Origin of the sequence: Aestuariibaculum sediminum, from assembly GCF_014596945.1 — a bacterium.
Classification (GTDB): domain Bacteria; phylum Bacteroidota; class Bacteroidia; order Flavobacteriales; family Flavobacteriaceae; genus Aestuariibaculum; species Aestuariibaculum sediminum.
This window is the reverse complement of the sequence record NZ_JACVXB010000002.1, coordinates 499,017-524,793: the sequence shown is the minus strand read 5'-3', so window position 1 is coordinate 524,793 and position 25,777 is coordinate 499,017. Positions and strand designations below refer to the sequence as shown.

At 34.2% G+C, this 25,777-nt stretch carries 20 protein-coding genes; 11 read left to right on the top strand and 9 right to left on the bottom strand.

Going from position 1 to position 25,777, the window contains the following annotated elements:
- The first annotated feature begins 46 nt into the window (after window positions 1–46).
- The 4 genes from gldF (at window position 47) to dnaN (ending at window position 4,205) form a co-directional block, all read left to right on the top strand.
- A complete protein-coding gene (gene gldF, locus ICJ83_RS07000) occupies window positions 47–766 on the top strand; it encodes a gliding motility-associated ABC transporter permease subunit GldF (protein WP_188229660.1) in 720 nt (239 codons plus the stop codon).
- Window positions 763–1,248 carry a hypothetical protein gene (locus ICJ83_RS06995; RefSeq protein ID WP_188229659.1) on the top strand — a complete coding sequence of 162 codons (486 nt, stop codon included), beginning with the start codon at window positions 763–765 and terminating at the stop codon, window positions 1,246–1,248. Before gldF ends, ICJ83_RS06995 begins: the two co-directional genes overlap by 4 nt.
- Entirely contained in the window at window positions 1,241–2,908 is a 1,668-nt protein-coding gene (gldG, locus tag ICJ83_RS06990; RefSeq protein ID WP_223154630.1) for a gliding motility-associated ABC transporter substrate-binding protein GldG, read from the top strand. The genes ICJ83_RS06995 and gldG overlap by 8 nt, the downstream gene beginning before the upstream one ends.
- 178 nt (window positions 2,909–3,086) lie before the next feature.
- Window positions 3,087–4,205 (top strand): DNA polymerase III subunit beta, encoded by a 1,119-nt coding sequence (gene dnaN / locus ICJ83_RS06985; protein ID WP_188229658.1) that lies wholly within the window; start codon window positions 3,087–3,089, stop codon window positions 4,203–4,205.
- A gap of 70 nt (window positions 4,206–4,275) precedes the next feature.
- Here the strand turns inward: dnaN and ICJ83_RS06980 are convergent, their stop codons facing one another.
- The 9 genes from ICJ83_RS06980 to ICJ83_RS06940 all read right to left on the bottom strand — a co-directional run bounded on the left by ICJ83_RS06980 (window position 4,276) and on the right by ICJ83_RS06940 (window position 15,497).
- Window positions 4,276–4,614 (bottom strand): DUF4870 domain-containing protein, encoded by a 339-nt coding sequence (locus tag ICJ83_RS06980; protein ID WP_188229806.1) that lies wholly within the window; start codon window positions 4,612–4,614, stop codon window positions 4,276–4,278.
- A 229-nt stretch (window positions 4,615–4,843) separates the two neighbouring features.
- Window positions 4,844–5,968: a ParA family protein gene (locus tag ICJ83_RS06975; protein ID WP_188229657.1), complete on the bottom strand. Its 1,125-nt coding sequence runs from the start codon at window positions 5,966–5,968 to the stop codon at window positions 4,844–4,846.
- Between the two features lie 200 nt (window positions 5,969–6,168).
- Window positions 6,169–9,519, bottom strand: coding sequence for a glycoside hydrolase family 2 TIM barrel-domain containing protein (locus ICJ83_RS06970; RefSeq protein WP_188229656.1), 3,351 nt, complete (start codon window positions 9,517–9,519; stop codon window positions 6,169–6,171).
- A 343-nt stretch (window positions 9,520–9,862) separates the two neighbouring features.
- The gene (kduI, locus tag ICJ83_RS06965; protein ID WP_188229655.1) at window positions 9,863–10,705 is read right to left on the bottom strand and encodes a 5-dehydro-4-deoxy-D-glucuronate isomerase; all 843 of its coding nucleotides are present in this window, start codon (window positions 10,703–10,705) and stop codon (window positions 9,863–9,865) included.
- A gap of 91 nt (window positions 10,706–10,796) precedes the next feature.
- Window positions 10,797–11,378, bottom strand: coding sequence for a LutC/YkgG family protein (locus ICJ83_RS06960; RefSeq protein WP_188229654.1), 582 nt, complete (start codon window positions 11,376–11,378; stop codon window positions 10,797–10,799).
- Window positions 11,371–12,738: a lactate utilization protein B gene (locus tag ICJ83_RS06955; protein WP_188229653.1), complete on the bottom strand. Its 1,368-nt coding sequence runs from the start codon at window positions 12,736–12,738 to the stop codon at window positions 11,371–11,373. Before ICJ83_RS06955 ends, ICJ83_RS06960 begins: the two co-directional genes overlap by 8 nt.
- 5 nt (window positions 12,739–12,743) lie before the next feature.
- Window positions 12,744–13,481, bottom strand: coding sequence for a (Fe-S)-binding protein (locus ICJ83_RS06950; protein WP_188229652.1), 738 nt, complete (start codon window positions 13,479–13,481; stop codon window positions 12,744–12,746).
- Window positions 13,482–13,504: 23 nt separating this feature from the next.
- Window positions 13,505–14,665: a mannonate dehydratase gene (uxuA, locus tag ICJ83_RS06945; protein WP_188229651.1), complete on the bottom strand. Its 1,161-nt coding sequence runs from the start codon at window positions 14,663–14,665 to the stop codon at window positions 13,505–13,507.
- 19 nt (window positions 14,666–14,684) lie between these two features.
- Complete coding sequence (locus ICJ83_RS06940; protein ID WP_188229650.1) at window positions 14,685–15,497, bottom strand: SDR family oxidoreductase; 813 nt, start codon at window positions 15,495–15,497, stop codon at window positions 14,685–14,687.
- Between the two features lie 320 nt (window positions 15,498–15,817).
- On the opposite strand from ICJ83_RS06940, the gene ICJ83_RS06935 reads away from it, so the two are divergent.
- The 7 genes from ICJ83_RS06935 (at window position 15,818) to ICJ83_RS06905 (ending at window position 25,776) form a co-directional block, all read left to right on the top strand.
- Window positions 15,818–17,923 (top strand): bifunctional aldolase/short-chain dehydrogenase, encoded by a 2,106-nt coding sequence (locus ICJ83_RS06935; protein WP_188229649.1) that lies wholly within the window; start codon window positions 15,818–15,820, stop codon window positions 17,921–17,923.
- 170 nt (window positions 17,924–18,093) lie between these two features.
- Entirely contained in the window at window positions 18,094–19,374 is a 1,281-nt protein-coding gene (locus ICJ83_RS06930; protein WP_188229648.1) for a sugar isomerase, read from the top strand.
- 3 nt (window positions 19,375–19,377) lie between these two features.
- Window positions 19,378–20,748 carry an FGGY-family carbohydrate kinase gene (locus ICJ83_RS06925; RefSeq protein ID WP_188229647.1) on the top strand — a complete coding sequence of 457 codons (1,371 nt, stop codon included), beginning with the start codon at window positions 19,378–19,380 and terminating at the stop codon, window positions 20,746–20,748.
- Between the two features lie 58 nt (window positions 20,749–20,806).
- A complete protein-coding gene (locus ICJ83_RS06920; protein WP_188229646.1) occupies window positions 20,807–22,096 on the top strand; it encodes a class II aldolase/adducin family protein in 1,290 nt (429 codons plus the stop codon).
- 25 nt (window positions 22,097–22,121) lie between these two features.
- Window positions 22,122–23,531: a purine-cytosine permease family protein gene (locus ICJ83_RS06915; RefSeq protein ID WP_188229645.1), complete on the top strand. Its 1,410-nt coding sequence runs from the start codon at window positions 22,122–22,124 to the stop codon at window positions 23,529–23,531.
- A gap of 206 nt (window positions 23,532–23,737) precedes the next feature.
- The gene (locus tag ICJ83_RS06910; protein ID WP_188229644.1) at window positions 23,738–24,622 is read left to right on the top strand and encodes an aldose 1-epimerase; all 885 of its coding nucleotides are present in this window, start codon (window positions 23,738–23,740) and stop codon (window positions 24,620–24,622) included.
- Between the two features lie 2 nt (window positions 24,623–24,624).
- Entirely contained in the window at window positions 24,625–25,776 is a 1,152-nt protein-coding gene (locus ICJ83_RS06905) for a galactokinase (protein ID WP_188229643.1), read from the top strand.
- Window position 25,777: the final 1 nt, after the last annotated feature.

Sequence of the window (25,777 nt, the reverse complement as noted above, 5' to 3'; positions counted from 1 at the left end):
ATTTTAACTGCAAATTATAAACTAATAAAACCATTAACCCAATTAAATGCTAGCCATTTTAAAAAAAGAAATTAACTCATTTTTTGCAGCGCCAATCGGCTATTTGGTTATAGCTATTTTTCTACTCCTTAACAGCTTGTTTTTATGGCTATTTAAGGGTGAATTCAATATATTAGACTATGGCTTTGCCGATTTATCATCGTTCTTTTTACTCAGCCCATGGATTTTAATATTCCTTATTCCAGCTGTTACCATGCGTAGTTTTTCAGACGAAAAAAAACAGGGAACGTTAGAGTTATTACTTACTAAACCCATTTCGCACACTCACATTGTTTTAGGTAAATATTTTGGCGTCTTTATTTTAATTTTAATTGCCTTATTACCAACACTTTTATACGTTTATACTGTATATCAATTAGGAAATACTGTTGGAAATTTAGATTTAGGCAGTACAGTAGGTTCCTACTTTGGTTTGCTGTTTTTAGTGGCGTCATATACATCCATTGGCATTTTTACCTCTACCTTGTCTAACAATCAAATTGTATCATTTATAATTGCTGTTTTTTTGTGCTTTTTCTTTTACATTGGGTTTGAAAGCGTTGCCGATTACACCTCAAATGATTTTATAGACCAATTAGGGATGAGTTTACATTATAAAAGTATGAGTCGAGGTGTTTTAGATACCAGAGATATTATTTATTTTTTAAGCATTACCGTTTTATTTATTGTGCTTACCAAATTAACACTTAACAAAGAACAAAAATGATTATAACGCCCCTTTTTGTTATTTTTTTTCTAGCTGTTTTTATTTTAGTATGGTTGTTTACCAACACCATCGATAAACGAAAATGGCTCAGTTTATTATTGGCTATTGTCTTAACGCCTATAATATACTTTTACGTATTCTATCCGTTAATTAATATATTTTCCAGTTATCATCATGAAAAACATTTCGATTCGAATAATTGGAAAAACAAACCTGCTTTACGCTACGAAATGAGTAACGAAATGATTAGCGACCAGTTATTTATTGGTAAAACCAAACCTGAAGTTGAATCGGTTTTAGGTAAAAGTGAATGGTTTGGATGGGACGATACTATTAAGGCAAATTCACCTAACAAATGGAATTATAATTTAGGCTATAAACCTGGCGCTTTTAATATGAACCAAGAGTGTTTAGAATTCATATTTAAAGACAATAAAGTTATAAGTACAAAACAATATCAATTAGAAACCCAGTTTGAATAAAAAGATTACACATACCATAGGTTTTATAGTTGCTTTAATTCTTGTAAATGCAATTAGCATGCGAGTTTTTAAACGTTTCGATTTAACTGAAGACCATCGTTACACGTTAAGCGAGGCAACTAAGGGCATTGTAAATAAAGTTAAATCACCTCTTTTAATTGATGTTTTTTTAGAAGGTGAAGATTTCCCTTCGGAATTCAGAAGACTTCAAAACGAAACGCGTCAAATATTAGAAGAATTTGAAGCTAAAAACAGTAACATAGTATTCAACTTTATAAATCCGTTAGAAGATGAAGCTGCACGCGACCGAAACATTAAACAATTAAGTAACCGCGGATTAACCCCGATGCAATTGAATGTTCAAGAAAGCGGAAAAACATCGCAAGCAGTTATTTTTCCTTGGGCTTTGGCAAGTTATAACGATCAAACAGTTAGCATTCCGCTTATAAAAAACAAAATTGGTGCATCACAGCAAGATTTAGTTACTAACTCGGTACAACACCTTGAATATGCCTTTGCCGATGGCTTCAAAAAATTAGTCACACCAAAGTATCAAAAAATTGCAGTACTTAAGGGTAATAATGAAATAGATGACAAATACATAGCCGATTTTATAAAAAAGATTGGAGAATATTATTTTATCGCTCCTTTTACACTAGATAGCGTTTCAAAAAATCCTCAAAAATCATTACGAGATTTAAATAACTACGATTTAGTAATAGCCGCTAAACCAACAGAGGCTTTTACAGAAGAGGAAAAATTTGTTTTAGATCAATACACTATGAATGGAGGAAAAAGTTTATGGTTAGTTGATGCAGTTGCCATAGAAAAAGACAGTCTATATAACGAAAACAGACGAAACTTTGCTGTACCTAGAGATTTAAACCTTACCGATTTCTTTTTCAAGTATGGAGTACGTATCAATCCAGTTATTACAAGCAGCTTCTATTCTGCCCCATTAACCGTAGCTTTTGGCGAAGGTAGTAACGCTCAATTTCAGCATTTGCGATGGCCCTATTCACCTTTAGCATCAACAAATAATATACACCCTATTGTAAACAATTTGAATTTAGTTCGTTTCGATTTTGCGAATCAATTAGACACCTTAAAAAACAATATCAAAAAAACAATTCTGTTAGAAAGCGCACCACTGTCGAAACTAGAAGGAATGCCTAAGGAAATACGTTTAGATTTAGTAACCCAGGAACAAGACCCAGCAGAATTTAACAAAGGCAACCAACCGCTTGCTGTGTTATTGGAAGGTGAATTTGAGTCGGTTTACAAGAATCGTGTAAAACCTTTTCCTTTAAAACAGGAAAAATCGTCAAGCGTGCCCACAAAAATGATAGTCATTGCCGACGGCGATGTTATAAAAAATGATGTTGTTAGAAATATACCTCAAGAATTAGGTTTCGATCGATGGACAGGTAAAATTTACGGAAACAAAGAGTTTTTACTTAACGCTGTAAACTACCTTCTAGATGATACAGGGCTAATAAACATTCGTTCTAAAACTATAGAAGTAGCTTTTTTAAACCATCAAAAAATTGCAGCTGAAAAAACCAAATGGCAACTTATAAACATTGCTTTACCACTAGTATTGCTTGCAATCTTTGGTTTTACTTACAATTACATAAGAAAGAAGAGATACGCTGCTTAAATGTTAATAAGTTTGTTTCCAATATTAGCTGCTAAGGAATATATTTGTAAGTAGTAAAATTCTAGACTTAAACGAAGTTCTTTTACATGTAGAGTATCAAATTTTTCTTCTGTGTATAAAACGCAGACTGAGTTCTAATATGGCAGCATGTAATCAACCAAAACCATAAAGTTAAAACATGAAATTTATAGTATCGAGTACCTATTTATTAAAACAATTACAAGTTTTAGGCGGGGTTATTAATAGCTCTAACACCTTACCTATTCTAGATAACTTTTTATTCGAATTAAACCAATCAAAATTAACTGTCTCTGCTAGCGATTTAGAAACAACCATGTCTTCTACACTCGAAGTAGATAGTGATAGTGAAGGTAGCGTAGCTATTCCTGCTCGATTACTTTTGGATACATTAAAAACATTTCCTGAACAACCTCTAACTTTTGTTATTGAAGATAACAACACAGTGGAAATTAGCTCTAACCATGGTAAGTATGCTTTAGCTTACGCGAGTGGTAAAGAGTTTCCTAAAGCAGTTGTATTAGAAGACCCGAGCAAAACAGTAGTACTAGGTGATGTTTTAGCAACTGCAATCAGTAAAACTATTTTTGCTGCTGGAAATGACGATTTACGACCGGTAATGAGTGGTGTGTTTTTTCAATTTTCAACTGAAGGTTTAACCTTTGTTGCTACCGATGCCCATAAATTAGTAAAATACACTCGTGAAGACATTAAAGCAAGTCAGGTTGCAGAATTCATCATGCCTAAAAAACCGTTAAATCTTTTAAAAGGTATTTTGGCTGGAAGTGAAGAAGACGTTACTATAGAATACAATGACTCTAATGCTAAATTTATTTTTGAAAATTCAGAATTAATCTGTCGATTGATTGATGGAAAATACCCAAATTACGAAGCTGTAATTCCTAAAGAAAATCCTAATAAATTAGTTATAGACAGAACGCAGTTTTCAAATTCTGTACGTCGTGTTAGTATATTCTCAAATAAAACAACACATCAAATTCGATTAAAAATTGCTGGTGCAGAATTAAATATTTCTGCAGAAGACATAGATTATAGCAACAAAGCTGAAGAACGATTAACTTGTGACTATCAAGGTGATGATATGCAAATAGGTTTCAACTCTCGTTTTTTAATGGAAATGCTAAATAATTTAAGCGCTGATGATGTACAATTAGAAATGAGTATGCCAAACCGTGCAGGAATTTTAACACCAATAGATGGTCTAGATGAAGGTGAACAAATAACAATGCTTGTTATGCCTGTTATGCTAAATAGCTAACACACATTTTTTTAAAATATAGAAAAACGCTCGGTAAATCCGAGCGTTTTTGTTTTCTCAACATTTTTAACTAACTAATAAAATTAAGAGAAAAAGGATACCTAGCAATTTCACCACGACTTGCCCGAATAGCGTTTATTACAGGAAAGATTAAAGAAATTACACCCAGAATAATAAACCCTACGAATCCTATACCACAAAGAAGCATTAAAGGAATACAAATTAAACAGTAAACAATTAAACTTAATTGAAAGTTTACAATATTCTTTCCGTGTTCATCCATTTGATAAACCTTATCCTTTTGGGTTAGCCATATTATTAAAGGTAATAACAAACTTCCAAAACCTAAAACTAAGGTAACTAACTGACTTAAATGTGTTAAAACGATTAATTGATTGTCTTCTCGTATCATTGTATTTTGATTGATACCTGTAAGACTAAAAAAAAGTAAATTTGTTACAATAAAAATAATAAAATCCCATGTGCCGCTATGCTTTTCAATTCGTATTCTTTATAGAATCTGAAAAAATTAGAAATAACTAATTATACTAATACAAATGCAGAAGGATTATAGTACATCAAATAAATTAAATTACTGTTTATGTGAATACACTAATGCCTTTGAATTTTAATAAAAACTAAAAGTTTTGACATTGTTCCATAATGTCATTTGGGTTAGATTTAAATCTTTTCAAAGTATATGTTTCTACCTTACCATTTTTAAATATTACATAAAGATAATTCTTCTTAAAAAAGTTAAATGATTCGTTAATTCGAAACATCCACACATTACTATTCATATCGTTAAATACTTGTCCCAATCGCTCCTTAATTTGATATTTAGATAGACCAATTAATACATCATAACTTTTACTAAAACTATTAGTATTTTGATTATTATCCTCCATAGTCTGTAAAATAAAATCAATATTCTCAATCACATCGGCCTCAGATAAATTGAATTTTTTAAAATCAATATTCAACTCATATTTTTGATTGTTATCGCGGTTTTTAGAAATAATTTCATTCGCCAATTGTAAATAACTTAAAGCACCTGAACTATTCGGATTATACATTAAAGCTGGCTTACCAAAACTAATAGCTTCCGATAAAGTAATATTTTGAGGAATTACAGTATCGAAAGTTATGACTTCGAAATATTCTAATATAGACTCTAAAATGATATTATGCTCATTAAATGATTTATTGAACATTGTAACAAGAATACCTTCAATATCGAGTTTTGGGTTAACCTTTACTATGGTCTGAATTGTTTTTAGAATTTTTCTTAAACCCTGAAATGCAAAATACTCGCATTGTACTGGTATTATTATTGAGTCGCTTATGCCTAAAACTCCTACCAATACATTTCCAATAGAAGGCGGGCAATCAATAATAATGTAGTCGTAATACGCTCTTAATGGCAAAATTTTATCAGCAAAAACACTTTTTGATAACGATTTAAAACCATTAATCTCTATTTTAGAGAGCTCTATATTTGATGGTAAAAAATCAAAATTCATATCTGGTTTAACGGTCAAGCAACGTTCTAGATATCGACCAGATAAAAATTGAAACAAACCATTTTCAACATATTCGATACCTAAACCCAAGGCAGCATTTGCCTGCGGATCGGCGTCAATCAATAATACGCTTTTATTTAAAGCGCCTAAGGAAGCACATAAATTAATTGCGCTAGTAGTTTTTCCTACACCGCCTTTTTGATTAGAAATGGCAATGATTTTTCCAAGGTTAAGAGTCATAAATTAAGGGCATATAACATCGTGTATATTTCATATACAGATTTCGTAAATAAATTAGTTTCTTGTAACCTTAAGTTATTATTCGCTGTAAAGCGCGGAAGTATTAGCTTGGATGGTTTGTATTGATAACGAATATAATAAAAAAATCCGTAGTGTACACTACGGATTTTTTTATTGTATATGAAGCTTTGTTTGTGTATTTATTTATTTGTGTAAACCGATTTAAATAATTCTGTATACTTTTCCTTATTCCCGTTTTTGAATGGAATTAAATAAAAACTATAATTATAGGTTTGGTCTCCAAAAGACATATATTCTTTTTGTGGTTTTGCTCCCCAACTATTATCTCCTCCTAAACCGCGTTGCTCCATGTCTATGTTTAACTGCACTAAATCACGCTCTGCAATATCAATCGTATGCTTACTTACATTCACTTCTGGCATACCATCGCTATAGTTAGCATCTTGCGTCGAATGTTTTTCCACTTTATCATCTGTGGCATAAGATAAGCCTTCAGTTGCATCGAAATCTTCGTTCAACATGTGAAGAGCGCTAAGTCCTAAATCGTTCTTGTTTCCTAAAGAAGATACTACAAGAACACCGCTATTCTTATTGTTAGCAAAGGCGGCCCATTTAACGTCGGTTTTATAACCATTCTCTTGCGGACGGATATATGGCACATATTGGTCTGAAACAGGCGATTCGTAAACATCAACGAAAGTAGATGCTTTTCTGTCGCGATAATTTTCCCATGGACCACGACCATAATATGTCATGTTGCTATAAGCTTTAGGCAATTGCATGCGCATACCAATTCTTGGTATATCGGCTTCATAAGATGTTTTATTTAAGGTGTTATTTACCTTTACCGTTCCATTAGAGAACACGTCATATACCGAACTAAAAGTGGTATCGGCACCTGGCAAATTATAGGTAATTGTTACCGTTGTATTCGTATCGTTTTTTGATGCAGTAAATGATTTTACCGTATAATTTAAAGAAGCTTCTTTCCAACCTATATTTTTGATATGCATTTTATTTCCAAAATCATTATCGGTTGGAGCTCTCCAGAAATTAGGTTTTGGTCCATTTGCCTCATTAATAAGCTCCTCGTTTCCATAAACGTAAGAAACCATCTGGCCACTTTGTTTGTTAAAAACGATCTTAAAATCATCTCCAGTTAGCGTTAAAACATCATTTGCCTCTTTTACTTTCATCTTAGATTCACCAGAAATAGTTTCATCTTTCCAATTCATCTTACTACTTAAAAGTATTTGCTCATGAGCTACCACATATCCAGCTTTTAATAATCCCCAATCCTCTTTAAGTCTTGCTTCTACCAATAAATAGTATTCGGTATTGGCTTTAAAATTAGTATTTCCTAAAGGAATACGTACTAATTTACCTGTATGCGGTTCTACAGAAATACTGCCGGCATCCATTTTTTCTAACAGATTACCATCGGCTTTCAAATAGGCTTTTATTTCAAATTTATCGAGATTAGTAAAATCATAAAGGTTTTCAACTAAAACTCTGGCTTGTTTATCATTATTAATTCCTTTGAATTTGAAATTTATAAATTCATGCGCTTTTTTAACCTCAAACAATCCTGGATGTGGTGTTCGATCCGGAAAAACAATTCCATTATTTAAGAAGGTATTATCGCTTGGCATCCCTTCACCATAATCGCCGCCATAAGCGTAAAAAGTTTCACCTTTTTCGTTTGTTTTCCAAATAGATTGATCGACCCAATCCCAGATAAATCCTCCTTGCAGATTTTCATATTGCTCAATTACATCCCAATAATCCTGAAAATTTCCAGTGCTGTTCCCCATAGCATGTGCATACTCTGAAGGAATGAAAGGACGATCAGTCTTTACTCGCCCAATATTTTCAAAACCTTTTGGTGACGGGTACTGAGGAACGATAATATCGGTGTTCTCATCCATATCAAGCAAGTTACCGTCTACTGGTTTATATGCGCGCTCATATTGAACTGGTCTTTTTTGCTTATCATGCTCTTTTATAGCTTTATACCCTGCAAAAAAGTTAATACCATTACCTGCCTCGTTACCCATAGACCAAATAATTACGGAGGGATGATTTTTATCACGCTCGACTAAACGAATCATACGATCTACATGTGCCTTTTCCCAATTCGCCTTTCTGGCTAACGAATATTCACCGTAATACATCCCATGAGATTCAATATTTGTTTCATCAACAACATAAATACCGTGCTCATCGCAAAGTTCATAAAACCTTTCCTGCTGTGGGTAATGACTTAACCTAACAGCGTTAATATTGTTTTCTTTCCAAAGTTTTATATCTTTTAAAATTTGATCCTCAGAAACTACATGGCCTGTTTCAGGATTATGTTCTTGAGAATTTACTCCTTTTAAAGTAATAACCTGACCATTTATACGCAATAGACCATTTTTAATTTCAACCGTTCTAAAACCAACCTTTGTAGAGGTAACCTCTAAAGTTTTTCCTTTTTCTTTAGTTGTTACAACAACCTGATAAAGATTTGGCGTTTCGTTTGTCCATGGTAACACATTAAAAATTTGCGTTTTCATATTTACGTTTAAAGCACCATCAGAAGGAATTTTAGCCGAATTCGTTCCATTAGCAACAACGGCTCCTTGTTTATCAAAAACCTCATAGGATACATCAACTGATTTAGATTTAGCATCTGAATTTGCTATGGTTACGGCAAGATCTAATTTCCCTGTGGTGTAAGCTCCATCTAAAGTAGCCATAACCTCAAGATCTTTTATTCTAGCTTTGGGTTGTGCATATACATATACACTGCGCTCAATACCACTTATTCGCCAGAAATCCTGACACTCTAAATAAGAGCCGTCGGTCCATCTAAAAATTTGAAGGGCAATAGTATTCTCTCCTGTTTTTAAATATTTTGAAATATTGAATTCTGCTGGCAATTTACTCCCTTGTGAATACCCAACATATTTACCATTAATCCATACAAAACCACCAGATTTCATAGCACCTATGTGAAGAAAAACTTCCTTTTCTATCCATCCTTCATTTAAATTGAAAGTCCTTCTATATGACCCCACAGGGTTATAATCGTAAGGAACCTGACCTGGATTTGAAGGATAAATTCTTTCATCGAAAGTGATTTCTTTAGAAACAGGTGCTTTATAATCTGCAAATTCATATTGATGATTTACATAAATTGGCAGACCATAGCCTTCCACTTCCCAATTGGCAGGAACTTTAATATCATCCCATCCACTAACATCGGTACTTGGATTCACAAAATCTTGCGGTCTGTCAGCAGGCTTTCTAACCCATTTAAATTTCCATAAACCATCCAAGCTAATATAATTTTCTGAAGACTTCCAATTATTTGTCTTAGCTTCTCCTTCAGAAGAAAAAGAGTAAAATGTCGTGTGGGTATCTTCTTTATTTTCAGAAATTACCTGAGGATTTTCTATGTAATGACTGAGTTTGTTGGGTAATTGCTGAGCAAACATAAAGTTTGTCAGGCATAAGATGGATAAGTTTGTTAAGTTTTTTTTCATATAATGATTAAATCTGTTTGAATTCGACCATAAAATTAAAGTTTACATACGGTTTAAAGGGAAATTATTCAGTAATTATCGGGGTCTAATTAGTCTCAATTAATACTTTTAAACGATAACTATTTCACTTATAAACTTTTAATTAGGTTCCTCAAATATATTTTTGTGTTCGAACACAAACTTAAAGAATATTACTTATAGTCAATAAGGTAATTTTCATTTTATTCTGAACATTTACCGATTTTAACATAAATTATAGAAATGAAAATTTTTTAATTTGTTGTAGAAACTAAAAAACCCTTTAGATAAAATCTAAAGGGTTAATTTATTCTAAAAGATCACATTATCTTAAATCAGGAATAGCACTTACATCCATATCTCCATAATCTAAATTCTCACCAGCCATACCCCATATAAAAGAGTAATTACTGGTTCCTGAACCAGAATGAATCGACCATGGTGGCGAAATTACAGCCTGATTATTTTGCATCCAAATGTGTCTGGTTTCTTGTGGTTGCCCCATAAAGTGACAAACTGATTGTCCTTCTGGTACTTCAAAATAAAAATACACTTCCATTCTTCGGTCGTGTACGTGCGCTGGCATCGTGTTCCAACTACTACCTACTTTTATTGAGGTCATTCCCATTTGTAACTGACAAACATCAACAACACTATTCACTATATATTTTCTTAATGTACGTGCGTTGGCTGTTTCTGGCGATCCTAATTCAATAACTTCAACATCATCTGTACCTATCTTTTTAGTTGGATAAGCCTTATGTGCCGGCGTTGAATTTAAATAAAACATTGCTGGATTATCATTCGAAACACTTGCAAAAACAATGTCTTTATTACCTTGACCAACATATAACGCTTCCTTATGATTCAATTCGTAAACAGTACCATCTACAGTTACCGTACCAGTTCCTCCAACATTTATGATTCCTAGTTCTCTTCGCTGTAAAAAGAATTCAGCTTTCAGAGGGTCTATAGTCTCTAAGGCAACCGATTTAGATACAGGTAATACCCCACCGGTAATAAAACGATCGTAGTGAGAATAAACCAAATTTAATTTATCGGCTTCAAATAGATTTTCGATTAAAAATTCGTCTCTTAACTGCGTTGTATCATAGCCTTTAACACCTTGTGGGCTTGATGCATATCGCGATTCGTAACTAACTGACATAATTAATAGTTTTATTTTTTAATTTGATTGCTTAATCGTTTAAGCTTGTTTATTAATAGATATAAGAATATAAGTAAAAACTGTTATTAACTTAATACAGAACTACCGTTAAACTTATTGCTCCGTGGGCACCAACTACTAGACATTGCTCTATATCAGCAGTTTTTGATGGACCCGAAATAAAGGTACCAAAGGTTTTTTCCCGTTTAGATATCACTTCAAAAACCTCATGCATATGCAAATAAACAGCATTTTTAGGGACTACCAAAATTAAATCATTGGTAATAAATGGTAAAGCACGGACAAACATATCTTCATCACTTACCCAAACTGCTCCGTTTTCTGCTACCGCAATTGATCCTTTAATAATAGCTAAATCAATGTCTTCCAAAGTATGTGGATCAGTTTCCTTTGAAACCGAAACTGTTCCTAAACCTGATTGTTTAGTACAAGACACAATTTTTTGCGCTTCAGGATATAAACGTTTAATTTCTGTATCCAGGTGATCTAATCCATTTAATTCTAACAACCTCCCCCCTACAAACTCAATATTTTCTTTAAATCGATCTACAAGATTGATGTCTTCGTCGAAAACACTTAAATCTATGTTGGGTAATGCTAAAGCATCGGGTTTATTGGCCTTTACGGCCTTTAATATAGATTCTCTACTCATTTTTTTGTCTTTTTTTGTACCACTCTTCGAAATTATCTCCTTTTACTTCTGGTAAATCTCTGGCATGCCCCCAAGTGTTTACTTTGGAGTTTATTATGGATTTCGGTGTGTTTTTCAACATAAAACGAGCTGTCTTACCAACAAAATCGTAAGTTTTAGGTTTAGCTAAAACACTACCAGCTGCTTTCATTACTGTTTTCTTTACGAAGGGTTGTGGCACATCTTTAACAATAATTTGTCGCCATTTATAAAGCTGTTCATGTATGTTTATTTTAACGGGACAAACATCGCTACAAGACCCACATAATGTTGACGCAAATGGTAACGAACTGTGTTTGGTTAAATCTTTACCTGGCGACAAAATAGACCCAATTGGTCCAGGAATTGTCGCATCGTAACTGTGACCGCCACTGCGTCTGTAAATCGGACAAGTATTCATACAAGCTCCGCAACGTATACAGTGTAAAGACCTTCTAAAATCTTCACGGCTTAATTGCTCCGTTCTTCCATTGTCTACAATAACAATATGCATTTCTTTACCTTCTTCTGGCTTATTGAAATACGAAGAATACGTTGTTATTGGCTGTCCGGTAGCACTCCTAGCTAATAAACGTAAAAACACGCCTAAATGTTTTTCCTGAGGGATTAGTTTTTCCATTCCCATACAGGCAATATGAACATTTGCCAAATGGGCACCCATATCGGCATTTCCTTCGTTGGTACATACTACAAATCCGCCAGTATCAGCCACGGCAAAGTTAACACCTGTAATGGCCGCATCGGCCTTTAAGAATTTATTACGTAAATGTTTTCGTGCTTCGCGCGTCAAATACTCTGGATTACCACCACTTGGCTGGGTACCTAAATGTTCCTGAAACAATTCATCAACTTCTTCTTTGGTTTTGTGTATTGCCGGTAAAACAATATGGCTGGGCGATTCTTTAGCCAATTGTACAATACGCTCCCCTAAATCGGTATCAATAACCTCAATATCATTTGCCTCCAAATATGGATTCAAATGACATTCTTCGGTTAACATCGATTTACTTTTTACTATTTTTTTAGCATTGTGCTTTTGAAGAATTCCGTGAACAATTTTATTATGTTCTTCGGCATTGGCAGCCCAATGTACATTTATCCCATTCTTTTTAGCGTTTTCTTCAAACTGAATTAAATAGGTATCTAAATTAGATAATACATTGGCCTTTAAAGCTGATGCATAATCGCGAAGGTGCTCCCAACCTTGTATTTTATGTGCTTGACGATCGCGCTTTTGCCTTACAAACCATAAAGCCTTATCATGCCAATTTACCTTGGCCTCATTTTTATTAAATTTTGTTGCTGCTTCTGCGTGTGCCATAATTTTTAGATACTACTGTTTAAAATTTCTGCTATGTGCATCACCTTTAGAGGCTTTTTATTTCGGTTTATTAACCCTTCCAAATGCATTAAGCACGAATGATCGGCCCCTGTAATAACTTCAACATCACTATCAATATGATCCTGAATACGGTCTTTTCCCATTTTTACTGAAATGGCTTCTTCAAAAACTGAAAATGTTCCACCAAATCCACAGCATTCGTCAGCTCTATTTAGGGTTTTCAATTCAAGTCCTTTTACCTCTTTTAATAAATTTTCTTCTGTTGAAAAATGAGGATCCATACGCTCTGAGCAAGACCCTAAACGCAAACCACGTAGCCCATGACAACTTTTATGAATACCTACTTTATGCGGGAATGACGCTCCTAATTTGGTTTTACCAAGAATTTGATATATGAACTGGCATAACTCAAAAGTATTCTCGCGAACACGTTTAACATCCTCGGTTTGCTCTAAAATATCAAAATGTTTTTTAACATGATAAACACAGCTTCCTGATGGCCCTACGATATAATCGTATTTTTTAAAATTCTCAACAAATAACTGACAAGTGCCCTTGGAATCGGCCTCGTATCCAGAATTACCTAGAGGTTGTCCACAACAGGTTTGCCCTAAAGGATATTCAACATCAACACCTAATTTTTCCAAAAGTTCCAAGGTTGCTATTCCCACTTGTGGATAGAGTTGATTTACATAACAAGGTATAAATAAACCGACTTTCATTTTATGTTTTTTTATTTCTAAATTTATATACTTCTTGAAAGACCAAGTGCTAAACCTCGCAACTCAGCTAAACCACGTAAACGCCCTATGGCAGTATAGCCTGCATAGGCTTTGTTGTTCTCTAAATCACTTAACATTTGGTGTCCGTGATCAGGGCGCATGGGTAATTGTATCTTTCTTTGTTTTTCTATTTCTAATACAGCTTTCACCACTTCGTACATATCGGTAGAACCATCTAAATGATTGTCCTCATAAAAACTACCATCGGCTTCACGTCTTACGTTTCTCAGGTGTAAAAAGTGAATGCGATTAGCAAATTTTCTAATCATACTTGGTAAATCGTTATCTGGATTTGCTCCTAACGAACCTGTACAAAATGTTATTCCATTTGATGGACTATCGATAAATTTCACCAAATCATCTAAATCACTTTCAGACTTTATTATACGTGGCAGCCCCATGATATCCATTGGCGGATCGTCGGGATGAATGGCCATGACAATACCGTTTTCCTCACACACAGGAATGACTTCATTTAAGAAAAAAGATAAATTCGCTTTTAAATCAGCATGCGTTAAATAGTCGTATTGAGCAATCATTTCCTTAAACTGCGGAATGGTTAAATCGTCAACTGTTCCTGGTAAACCTTTTAGAACATTATCTTCAAGAGTTTGTTTTTCTTTAGCAGACATGTTTGAAAAACGCTTTTCTGCTAAGGCTAAAATTTCAGGTGTGTATGCTTCTTCTACTCCTTGGCGTTCCATAATGAATTTTTCAAAAACCGCCATTTCAACTTTATCGAAACGTAGCGCCGTACTGCCATCTTCCAGTTTCCAGAAAAGTTGTGTTCGAGTCCAGTCTAAAACGGGCATAAAATTATAACAAACATTTTTAATACCACAAGCAGCTACATTACGTAAACTTTGCTTGTAATTTTCTATTCGCTGCTGATAATTTCCTTTACGTAATTTGATGTCTTCGTGAATGGGAATACTTTCTATAAAACTCCATATCAAACCTGCACTTTCAATTAGGTTCTTTACTTTCTGAATTTCATCAATCTCCCAAACTTCACCATTTGCAATGTGATGTAGAGCTGTTACCACTCCTGTTGCTCCTGCTTGTTTTATATCAGACAATGTTACGGAGTCTGATACTCCAAACCATCTAAATGTTTCTTGCATTTTTTTAATTTGAATTAGATTAAACCCCGCTAAAGGCACTAAACCCGCCATCGACGGGTATTACAATTCCTGTGACAAACTTTGAGGCTTCAGAACATAAATAATGAAGCGCACCATGTAACTCATTAGCTTCTCCAAAGCGCTTCATTGGTGTATTTTTTATGATGGTGTTCCCTCTGTCGGTATAACTTCCGTCTTCATTTAACAATAAAGCACGATTCTGATTCCCTATAAAAAATCCTGGAGCAATCGCATTAACCCGCAAGCCATCACCATATTTTGTAGCTAACTCTACCGCTAACCATTTGGTGTAATTATCTATTGCTGCTTTGGATGCGGAATATCCCGCCACCCGGGTAATCGCCCTTTCGGCCGCCATTGAAGAAATGTTTATTATTACTCCTGATTTATGCTTTACCATTTCCTTTCCAAAAATAGTAGACGGAATAATACTTCCGAACAAATTTAAATCAACAACTTTTTTGAAATCATCCATATTAATATCGAAAAACGACTGATCTGGTCCAATAGTAGCTCCAGGCATATTACCTCCTGCAGCATTGATAAGTACATCTATTTTTCCATATTTTTCGACAACAGCTTCTGCCACTTCCCTACAACTTTCTTCTTCTACAACGTTACATAAATAGCCATCAACTTTATTACTAATGGTTCTCATATGTTTTACCGTTTCCTCTACCGTCTTTTGTTTGTAATGTAAAATAATTACCGTAGCGCCTTGTAGGAGTAAATATTCGGCCATACTTCCGCCTAAAACACCTCCGGCGCCAGTAACTAACACTACTTTACCTTCTAAATTAAATAGGTTCATTTTCAGCTAAATTTTGTTGGTTAGTTTTATCCATATGCACAAATTTAAACATAAACTTTTCTAATACTGTACTGCGCTATACTGTTTTATCATATTATTTTTAATGAAAACAATACTATTCAAATTTCAATCATCTAAATATCAATATCTTAGAATCCTTTAAATTACTTGATCTTCTATATTGACAAAATAATGATTTTACGAATTTAAACCTGATTTATTGTCAATTTCTCAATTTAATTTTCGAGTTACAGCACAGTACAGGATAGAAACATTAAGTTCATAATATATTTTTGAATTGTAATACTTTAACAATTATCATGAATACACTTGAAAGAAAATTTAAATATGTAAGTTACTTGTGGGATGAAAAAAAGGCTGATAGTTTAGGAGATGATCAGGTTGCTCTATTCCTTTACCGCTCAAATATATTAGGTGCAGACCTTAGAATTACTAATTACGGTGGTGGTAATACCAGCTGTAAAACCTTAGAAAAAGACCCATTAACAAATAAAGAAGTTGAAGTAATGTGGGTTAAAGGTTCTGGAGGAGATATTGGAACACTTACGCGTTCTGGTATTGCAGGTTTGTATACCGAAAGACTACGAGATTTAAAAAATGTATACAAAGGTCTTGATGATGAAGATCGAATGGTTGGCTTATTTAATCATTGCATTTACGATTTAGATAGTAAAGCCCCATCTATAGACACACCATTGCATGGCTTATTACCATTTAAGCATATTGATCATCTACATCCTGATGCCCTTATTGCTGTTGCTGCCGCTGAAGATAGTGAGAAGGTAACAAAAGAAATTTGGGGAGATACCATGGGGTGGGTACCTTGGCAACGTCCTGGTTTTGATTTAGGTCTTCAATTAGAGAAATGTTTAACAGAAAATCCTGGTATTCGAGGAATTGTTTTAGGTAGTCACGGTTTATTCACTTGGGGAGATACTTCTCTTGAATGCTATTTAAATAGTTTAGAAGTTATTGAAATGGCTTCCGAATATATTGATAAAAAAATAGCTGAAAAAGGAACTGTTTTTGGGGGACAAAAAGTTAAAAGTTTACCTCAAGAAGAACGTCAAGAAAAAGCAGCTCAATTAATGCCTTTACTTAGAGGTTTATGTTCTTCTGAAAACCGTATGATTGGTCATTTTTCAGACAATGATGTAGTCATGGAGTACATTAACAGCAATGACCTAGAACGTTTAGCTCCAATGGGAACTTCATGTCCGGATCACTTTTTACGTACTAAAATACAACCCTTAGTATTAACTTTAGATCCAAACGAAAACCTATCAGATTCAAAAGGCGTTTTAGAAAAACTAAAACCCGCATTTGAAAAATATAGACAAGAATACGCAGATTATTATAACACCTGTAAACGCGATAACAGTCCTGCGATGCGCGACCCGAATCCGGTAATTATAATTTATCCAGGTGTTGGTATGTTCAGTTTTGCTAAAAACAAACAAACCACGCGGGTAGCCAGCGAATTCTACATTAATGCCATAAACGTCATGCGAGGAGCCGAAGCTATTAGCGCTTATACTTCTCTGCCAAGGCAAGAAGCTTTCGATATTGAATATTGGCTATTGGAAGAAGCCAAATTGCAACGCATGCCAAAAGAACAACCCTTATCGCGCAAAGTAGCTTTAGTTACCGGAGCTGGTGGAGGTATCGGTAAAGCTATTGCTGATAAATTAGCTGCCGAAGGCGCCAATATTGTACTTACCGATATTAATGAAGAAAGCCTGAAAGAAGCACAAGGTACTTACAAACGTGATGTTTCAACTTATGCGATATGCGATGTAACTAATTACGAATCTATTCAAAACGCTTATAAAAAAGCTTGTATAGAGTTTGGAGGAGTCGACATAATAGTACATAGTGCAGGATTAGCCATTTCAAAACCTATTGAAGATACAACCCAAAAGGACTGGGATTTACTGCAGGATGTTTTAGTAAAGGGTCAGTTTGAGTTGGCTAAAGCAGGTGTTGAAATTATGCGTAAACAAAACTTAGGAGGAAACTTTATAAGTATCGCCAGTAAAAACGGTTTAGTTTCAGGTCCTAACAATGTAGGCTATGGAACAGCAAAAGCAGCACAACAGCATATGTCTCGTTTACTTGCTGCCGAATTAGCAAAAGATAAAATACGCGTAAATGTTGTTAATCCAGATGGAGTTATTGTTGGGAGTAAAATTTGGGAAGGCGCCTGGGCCGAAGGACGTGCTAAAGCCTATGGAATTACTGTTGAAGAATTACCGGCACACTATGCAAAAAGAAATCTATTAAACGAAATTATATACCCAGAAGATATTGCTAATGGCGTATTTTCTTTAGTCGCTATTTTAGATAAATCAACAGGTAATATTATAAATGTTGATGGAGGAATGGCAAATGCTTTTGTAAGATAAAATTTTAATATTAGTTTTAGTTTGTAAAAAAACTTCCATAGCATAGGCACCTATTTATGGGAGTTTTTTTTAAAATAGCAAATTTTTTAAACAGATACTAATCGTGTTTATTTCATTCAATAATAAGCCCAAATTAATGTATCTTAAACCACCTATAACAAAATACAGACATGAAAATAGAGCAACAACATATTGAAGGTGTAAATAAGTCCTATTTAAAATCTCATCAGGAAAACTATGATTTTCTAGCCAATAACTTAACCCAAAAAGGAATAAACATATCAAATCTTCTAGGTAAATTAAAAGCATTTCAGGTGGCTATTCCTAGTTGGGCATTGGGTGCTGGTGGAACGCGTTTCGGACGCTTTTCATATTACGGCGAACCTTCAAGTTTAGAACAAAAAATTCAAGATATAGGAATATTACACGCTTTAACGCAAACTGCAGGCGCCGTATCGCTCCACATCCCATGGGATATTCCAGAAGATTATGCTGCCGTGAAAGAATTAGCTGAAGGGTTAAATATAAAATTTGATGCTGTAAATTCTAATACATTTCAAGATCAGAAAGATGCCAAAGAAACTTATAAATATGGTTCTTTAAGCAATACCAACGAAGCTGTAAGACAGCAAGCCATTCAACATAATTTAGATGTCATTAATATCGGTAACCAACTTGGTTCAAAAAGCCTAACTGTATGGCTAGCCGATGGTTCTTGTTTTCCAGGTCAAAACAATTTTCAAACGGCCTTGCAAAATACCGAAAACAGCCTAAAGGAAATTTACAAAGGTTTACCTAGCGATTGGAGCATGTTGATTGAATACAAACCTTACGAACCAAATTTTTACAGTACTGTAATTCAGGATTGGGGCACCTCATTTATGTTAGCAAATGCCTGTGGCGAAAAAGCATATTCCTTAGTCGATTTAGGTCATCATTTACCTAATAGCAATATTGAACAAATTGTTTCTATTTTAATGTTAAAAGGGAAATTAGGAGGCTTCCATTTTAACGATAGTAAATACGGTGACGACGATTTAACCGTGGGAAGTATTAAGCCTTATGCATTATTCTTAATTTTTAACGAATTGGTTTACGGAATGCAGAATAACCCACAAAATCCTGATTTAGCTTGGATGATAGATGCCAGTCATAACGTAAAAGACCCTTTGGAAGATTTAATACAATCGTTAGAAGCCATTCAGGAAGCTTATGCAAAAGCCCTTCTTGTTAATCAAACAGAATTAAAAGAAGCCCAATTAAACAACGATGTTGTTAAATGTCAAGAGATTCTACAAGACGCTTACAGAACTGATGTTCGTCCGCTTTTAGCTCAAGCTAGATTAGAATCAGGAGGTGCCTTAAGCCCTATAAATAGTTACAGAAGATTGAACGTAAGAGAAACATTAATTGAGGAACGTGGTAAATACACGGTAGCAACAGGACTATAAGACATGATAGATGTAACGGCTGTATTCGATATAGGAAAAACCAATAAAAAGTTTTTCCTATTCGATAAAGATTACAAGGAAGTTTACAAGGAGTATTCGGTTTTCGAAGAAATTAACGACGAAGATGGCCACCCAACCGAAAACTTAACGGCGCTTCACGATTGGCTAAAGTCTGTTTTTGAAAACATTCTCAATACCAAAAAATTTAACGTAAAAGCCATAAACTTTTCTACTTATGGTGCCAGTTTTGTGCATCTCGATGAAAATGGAGAGGTACTTACCCCACTATATAATTACACGAAAGGTTTAGACCAAGATATTATTGATTCCTTTTTGGAAAAATATGGACCTAAAGAGGCTTTTTTAAAAACTACGGGGTGCTTCGATTTAAGTATGCTTAATTCTGGTTTGCAGCTCTATTGGCTGAAATACAGAAAACCAGAAATTTTCAAAAAAATAAAATATTCGCTGCATTTACCACAGTATTTAAGCTTTGTATTTAGTGGTATTCCATTAAGTGAATATACCAGCATTGGCTGCCATACAGCGCTTTGGGATTATTATAAAAAAGACTATCATGAATGGGTTTATAAAGAAGAATTAAACCGTATTCTACCTCCTATTGTTTCTACCGAAACCAGTATAAATATGAATTATAATGGTAAACGCATAAAAATAGGGGTTGGTATTCACGATAGCTCATCGGCATTATTGCCTTATGTAAGAAGCATAAAAAAGAAATTTGTATTAGTTTCTACAGGAACCTGGAGTATTTCATTAAATCCGTTTGCTAATAATCCGATTATTGAAGATACTTCCGACAAGGATTCTATTAATTACATGCGAATTAATGGAAAACCTGTTAAAGCTACCCGTTTATTTTTAGGTAACGAATATAAAATACAAGTAAGTAAACTTCATAAACATTATAATGTTCCGGAAGATACTCATCGTCATATAAAATTCAATTACGATATATATTCTGAAATAGCTGGAGATTTTTCACATATGTTTAAATGGGAAAGTATTTCGTCCAATAAAATGCCTTCGGAAACAAAATTACCATTTAAAACCTTTGAGGAAGCATTTCATCAACTAATGATGGAATTGGTTGAACTTCAAATTAAAAGTATAAAAGACGTTATTGGAAACGAAGAAATAAAACGATTATATGTGGATGGCGGCTTTAGCGATAACGATTTATTTATAAAACTACTATCTCATAATTTTAGAAATATGAAATTACGAACCACCGATTCGTCTTTAGGTTCTGCACTTGGAGCAGCGATTTCAATTTCCGATAGTAAACTAAATTCAAAATTCTTGAAAAAGAATTATTCGTTAAAAAAGCATGTCCCTTTTATTATAAGCTAGTCATGTAAAAACGAAACTGATGTTTTAAAAAAGCCTAAAAATAAAAACATTCAACGGTATGGCCTCAAAAATTAACTTAGAGCATCCAAGAGATCAAATCACAAAAATAATTAGCCGAATTTATAAACGTGGTATGACCACCACGTCGGGAGGTAATATTTCTATTATAGATAGCCAAGGCGATATTTGGGTTACACCGTCGGCAATAGATAAAGGCTCTTTAATGCCGTCAGATATAGTTTGCGTAAAAAAAGACGGAACCATTATAGGTAAACACAAACCTTCGTCTGAATTTCCATTCCATAAAGCCATTTATGATATGCGGCCGGATATTAAATCGGTTATTCACGCCCATCCTCCCGCTTTGGTTTCATTTAGTATCGTTCGAAAAATACCAAATACAAACGTTATTTCTCAAGCCAAACATGTATGCGGACCAATAGGTTATGCAAAATACGAATTACCAGGAAGTAATGCGTTAGGGGAAGTTATTGCTGAAGAATTTAAAAAAGGGTTTAAAGCAGTAATCATGGAAAACCATGGAACTGTTTTAGGAGGAAGCGATTTAGATGATGCCTTTCAACGATTTGAAGCTTTAGAGCTCTGTGCCCGAACGATATTATATGGTTCACAAATTGGAAAACCAAACTATTTAACCGATGCGCAAATAGAACAATTTGAAGCGCAAACCCAATCGGATTACCCGGAAATGAAGCAAACAGATTTTCCTTCGGATGAAGTTGAAAAACGCCTGGAAATATGCAATATTGTGAAACGCTCCTGCCAACAAGGTCTCATGATAAGTTCTTACGGAACAGTTTCTATGCGTTGGAAAGACAACGACTTTCTTATTACTCCAACGCATGTTAATCGATGGGATATATCCATTGAAGATATTGTTCAAATAAAAAATGGTAAACGCGAGGAGGGGAAAAATCCCAGCAGAGCAACATGGATTCATCAGGAAATTTACAAACGAAATCCGCATATAAATTCCATTATTATGACACAATCACCATATTTAATGGCTTTTAGTGTAACCAACACTTTTTTAAACGTAAGAACCATACCTGAAAGCTGGATATTTTTACAAGATATTCCTTCAGTAGCTTATGGAACGCATTTTAAAACGAATAACAACACACAAATTATCGATAATTGTTCTACGGCTTTAATTATAGAAAACGATTCTGTAATTATCACTGGAGATAAATTATTACAAACTTTCGACTATCTTGAAGTAGCTGAATTTAGTGCTAAATCTATTGTTTTGGGCACTTCGTTAGGTAGTATGGTGCCTATAGACGATAATCAGGTAGAAGATTTAAGAAAGAAATTTTTAACATAAAACAAATCACACTAAACTAAAATACATGACACAATACCATAAAGAAGAAGATATCATAGAAGAAATAGCCGGAGGCGAATTCGAAAGAACCCCAGTACCGCAATCAAAATTAAAAAGTTGGAAAAGCTTTTTAGGTATGTATGCAGGTGAGCATGCAGCCGGGACGGAATTTATGATTGGTCCTTTGTTTTTAACTGCAGGCGTAAGCGCCTTCGATTTACTTGTAGGCCTCTTTCTTGGAAATTTATTAGCTGTTTTAAGTTGGCGCTTCCTAACCGCCGAAATCGCAATAAAAAATAGACTAACCTTATATTTTCAATTAGAAAAAATAAGTGGTAAAAAACTAGTTACCTGGTATAACTTAGCGAATGGTGTGCTTTTTTGTTTTTTGGCTGGATCTATGATTACTGTTTCGGCCACTGCAGTCGGTATTCCTTTTGATATGCCGATGCCAAAACTCGATGACACCATGCCTAACGGTTTAACATGGATTATAATAGTTATACTAATTGGAGCAGTAATTTCTTTAATTGCGGCTCGAGGTTACGACATGGTCTCTAAAGCAGCTAACTGGATGTCTCCTGTTATAGTTTTAGCCTTTTTAGCTTGTGGTATAGTAGCATTAAATCAATTAGGAGTTTCAAGTCTTTCAGACTTTTGGAATATTTGGGGAGAAGGATCTGAACCTTTTCCTGGGCAAATAAAATATACATTTTGGCATGTGGTAATCTGGTCATGGTTTGCTAATGGCGCCATGCATATAGGCATGTCGGATTTATCGGTATTCCGATTTGCGAAAAAAGCCAGTTCTGGATGGACTACAGCAGCAGGAATGTACGTAGGACATTACATGGCTTGGATTGCCGCTGCGCTTCTTTACGCAGTTTATTTAAAATCACCAGAAGCTCAAGCCTTACTTTCTGGAGGTGAAGCTCCTCCTGTTGCTCCAGGCCCATTAGCTAACAATGCTATTGGTATTTTCGGAATTATCGCAGTTGTTTTAGCAGGTTGGACCACTGCAAACCCAACAATATACAGAGCAGGTTTAGCGTTTCAGGCAATTTTACCAAAACTTTCAACTGCCAAAGTAACTATTCTGGCTGGTTCAATAGCTACAATTGCTGGCTTATTTCCGGCATTTGCTATGAAATTATTAGGCTTTGTAGCGCTTTATGGATTTATTTTAGCGCCTTTTGGAGCAGTAATTGTTTTTGAACATTTCTTTCATAAAAAATTAGGTATTGTAAAAAATTATGCTGAAGCCGCCAACCTTCAATTTAATAAATCGGTTTTTCTGGCTTGGGTTATAAGTTTTGGATTATTTTATTTTATATCGGTACAATTCGATGTATTCTTGTCTTTTGTAACTCTACCCGCTTGGTTACTGTGTGGTGTTTTATTTCTAGTGTTTAGTAAAACATTTCAAAAACAATAATTCAATTTTATCTTTTAACGATAGCAAAGCCCGTAAACAGAGTTTACGGGCTTTTTTCATGGAATTTTTATTAAAACTTTATTCTAAGATAATATTTAATAAAAATTAAACGTAAAAAATACATTTAATATTAGTCATAAATCAAGCTTCTTAACTATATTTGTAAACACTAATCTAATAACGCATTAAAATTGTACCACATATCGTTGAAAAAGGATAATTCTAATGGTTTAGAATATATCCAAATTGAAAACAGTTTGAATAATGTTCAAGCTGATATTTATTTAAGTCTCGGAGCTAGTTTACAAACTTTAATTTTAAATGGAAATAAACTCATTACCTCACTCGAGCCACTACCCTATTCAGACACATATGCATCATCACTATTATTCCCATTTGCGAATCGAATAGACGGAGGGAAATACAATTTTGAAGGTTCCGTATATAAATTTCCTATTAACGAATCTGGAAATAATAACGCTCTGCACGGCTTAGTTTACAACAAAACTTTTAAAGTTGTTAGTAAAAAGGCGGATACCGATTATGCTTCTGTATTGCTCGAATATGACGAAGATAATTATACCGAAGGTTTTCCTTACACGTATAAAATGCAAGTAGAATATGTACTAACGCATAATTCGTTAACCCTAAATGTATCAGTAAAAAACACCGACAATAAAACATTTCCTTTTACTTTAGGCTGGCACCCTTATTTTTATTCAACGGATCTATATAATAGTACACTAAATTTTGATAGTGATCAACAATTGGAGTTTAATGATCGTTGCATAACTTCTGGTGTAAAAAACGTTTCAGGAACAGAAGCATTTGAAATTAAAGATCAGTATTTGGACGATTGTTTTGTACTAAAAAATAATGATGTTACTTTTAAAACTCCTGACTATGAATTTGTATTAAGTAACTCATCTGAAGATGCTTTTTTACAAATTTACACACCCCCAAAAAAAACACATGTAGCTATCGAACCCACAACCGGTGTTTCGGATAGTTTTAATAATAAAATGGGGTTACAAACTTTAAAACCAGACCATACATATCAACTAAACTGGAAAATAATACTAATAAGTTAACCATGAATCAATCACTTATAAACAAAGTAAAACAAAACTTTACAACTAGATTTACAACAAACCCGCTGCTAATTTTTTCACCAGGAAGAATAAATATTATCGGTGAGCACACCGATTATAATGACGGATTTGTATTTCCTGCCGCAGTTAACAAAGGTATTGTTGCAGCATTTGAAAAATCGGACAGCAATACATCTTCTGCTCATGCCATAGACTTCGACGAAACCATTAAATTTTCTACAGATGACATTAGTCCTTTAGAAAAAGAACATTGGGGCAATTATGTTTTAGGCGTTATTGCTGAAATTAAAAAGAAAAAGGGAGATGTTGGTAATTTTAATGTCGTTTTCAGTGGTAATATTCCAGCAGGTTCAGGTATGTCGTCATCTGCGGCTCTAGAAAACAGTATAGCTTTCGGTTTAAATTCGTTATTTAATTTAGGATTAACCAAGCAAGAAATGATTTTAATTTCGCAACAAGCTGAACATAATTACGTAGGCGTTAAATGTGGTATAATGGATCAATACGCCAGTATGTTTGGTATAAAAGATCACGCCCTACTCTTAGATTGCCGCTCAGTTGAAGCCAAGCCTTTTAAAATTGATTTCGAAGACTACGAATTAATGCTTATCAACACAAATGTTAAGCATAGCTTATCTGATAGCGCTTATAATGACCGTAGATCGGTTTGCGAATCGATTTCTGAAATGTTAAATATTAAAGCATTACGAGATGCTACAGAAGCAGATTTAGAAACAATAAAGGACAAAGTAAGCGAAGAAAATTATCAAAAAGCTTTGTTTGTTATCCAAGAAAATCAAAGAGCGGAACAAGCCTCTAAAGCTATGACCGATGGAGACCTAAAAACTTTAGGTGAACTTATTTATGGCTCTCATAACGGTTTACAACACCAGTATAAGGTAAGTTGCGACGAACTAGATTATTTAGTAGATCAATCTAAAGAAAACGATCAAATTTTAGGCGCACGTATGATGGGAGGCGGATTTGGCGGTTGTACCATTAACTTAATTGCGAAATCGGCTGTTAGCGATTTTAAAACTAAAATTTCTAAGAATTACAAAAACAAATTCGGAAAGGACTGCTCCATATATTCAGTAGAATTATCAGACGGAACCGGATTAATCACAGAATAAA

Coding starts and splice junctions, on each gene's coding strand:
- gldF (WP_188229660.1), top strand. CDS start 47: ATGCTAGCCATTTTAAAAAAAGAAATTAACTCATTTTTTGCAGCGCCA.
- ICJ83_RS06995 (WP_188229659.1), top strand. CDS start 763: ATGATTATAACGCCCCTTTTTGTTATTTTTTTTCTAGCTGTTTTTATT.
- dnaN (WP_188229658.1), top strand. CDS start 3,087: ATGAAATTTATAGTATCGAGTACCTATTTATTAAAACAATTACAAGTT.
- ICJ83_RS06975 (WP_188229657.1), bottom strand. CDS start 5,968: ATGACTCTTAACCTTGGAAAAATCATTGCCATTTCTAATCAAAAAGGC.
- ICJ83_RS06970 (WP_188229656.1), bottom strand. CDS start 9,519: ATGAAAAAAAACTTAACAAACTTATCCATCTTATGCCTGACAAACTTT.
- kduI (WP_188229655.1), bottom strand. CDS start 10,705: ATGTCAGTTAGTTACGAATCGCGATATGCATCAAGCCCACAAGGTGTT.
- ICJ83_RS06960 (WP_188229654.1), bottom strand. CDS start 11,378: ATGAGTAGAGAATCTATATTAAAGGCCGTAAAGGCCAATAAACCCGAT.
- ICJ83_RS06955 (WP_188229653.1), bottom strand. CDS start 12,738: ATGGCACACGCAGAAGCAGCAACAAAATTTAATAAAAATGAGGCCAAG.
- ICJ83_RS06950 (WP_188229652.1), bottom strand. CDS start 13,481: ATGAAAGTCGGTTTATTTATACCTTGTTATGTAAATCAACTCTATCCA.
- uxuA (WP_188229651.1), bottom strand. CDS start 14,665: ATGCAAGAAACATTTAGATGGTTTGGAGTATCAGACTCCGTAACATTG.
- ICJ83_RS06940 (WP_188229650.1), bottom strand. CDS start 15,497: ATGAACCTATTTAATTTAGAAGGTAAAGTAGTGTTAGTTACTGGCGCC.
- ICJ83_RS06935 (WP_188229649.1), top strand. CDS start 15,818: ATGAATACACTTGAAAGAAAATTTAAATATGTAAGTTACTTGTGGGAT.
- ICJ83_RS06930 (WP_188229648.1), top strand. CDS start 18,094: ATGAAAATAGAGCAACAACATATTGAAGGTGTAAATAAGTCCTATTTA.
- ICJ83_RS06925 (WP_188229647.1), top strand. CDS start 19,378: ATGATAGATGTAACGGCTGTATTCGATATAGGAAAAACCAATAAAAAG.
- ICJ83_RS06920 (WP_188229646.1), top strand. CDS start 20,807: ATGGCCTCAAAAATTAACTTAGAGCATCCAAGAGATCAAATCACAAAA.
- ICJ83_RS06915 (WP_188229645.1), top strand. CDS start 22,122: ATGACACAATACCATAAAGAAGAAGATATCATAGAAGAAATAGCCGGA.
- ICJ83_RS06905 (WP_188229643.1), top strand. CDS start 24,625: ATGAATCAATCACTTATAAACAAAGTAAAACAAAACTTTACAACTAGA.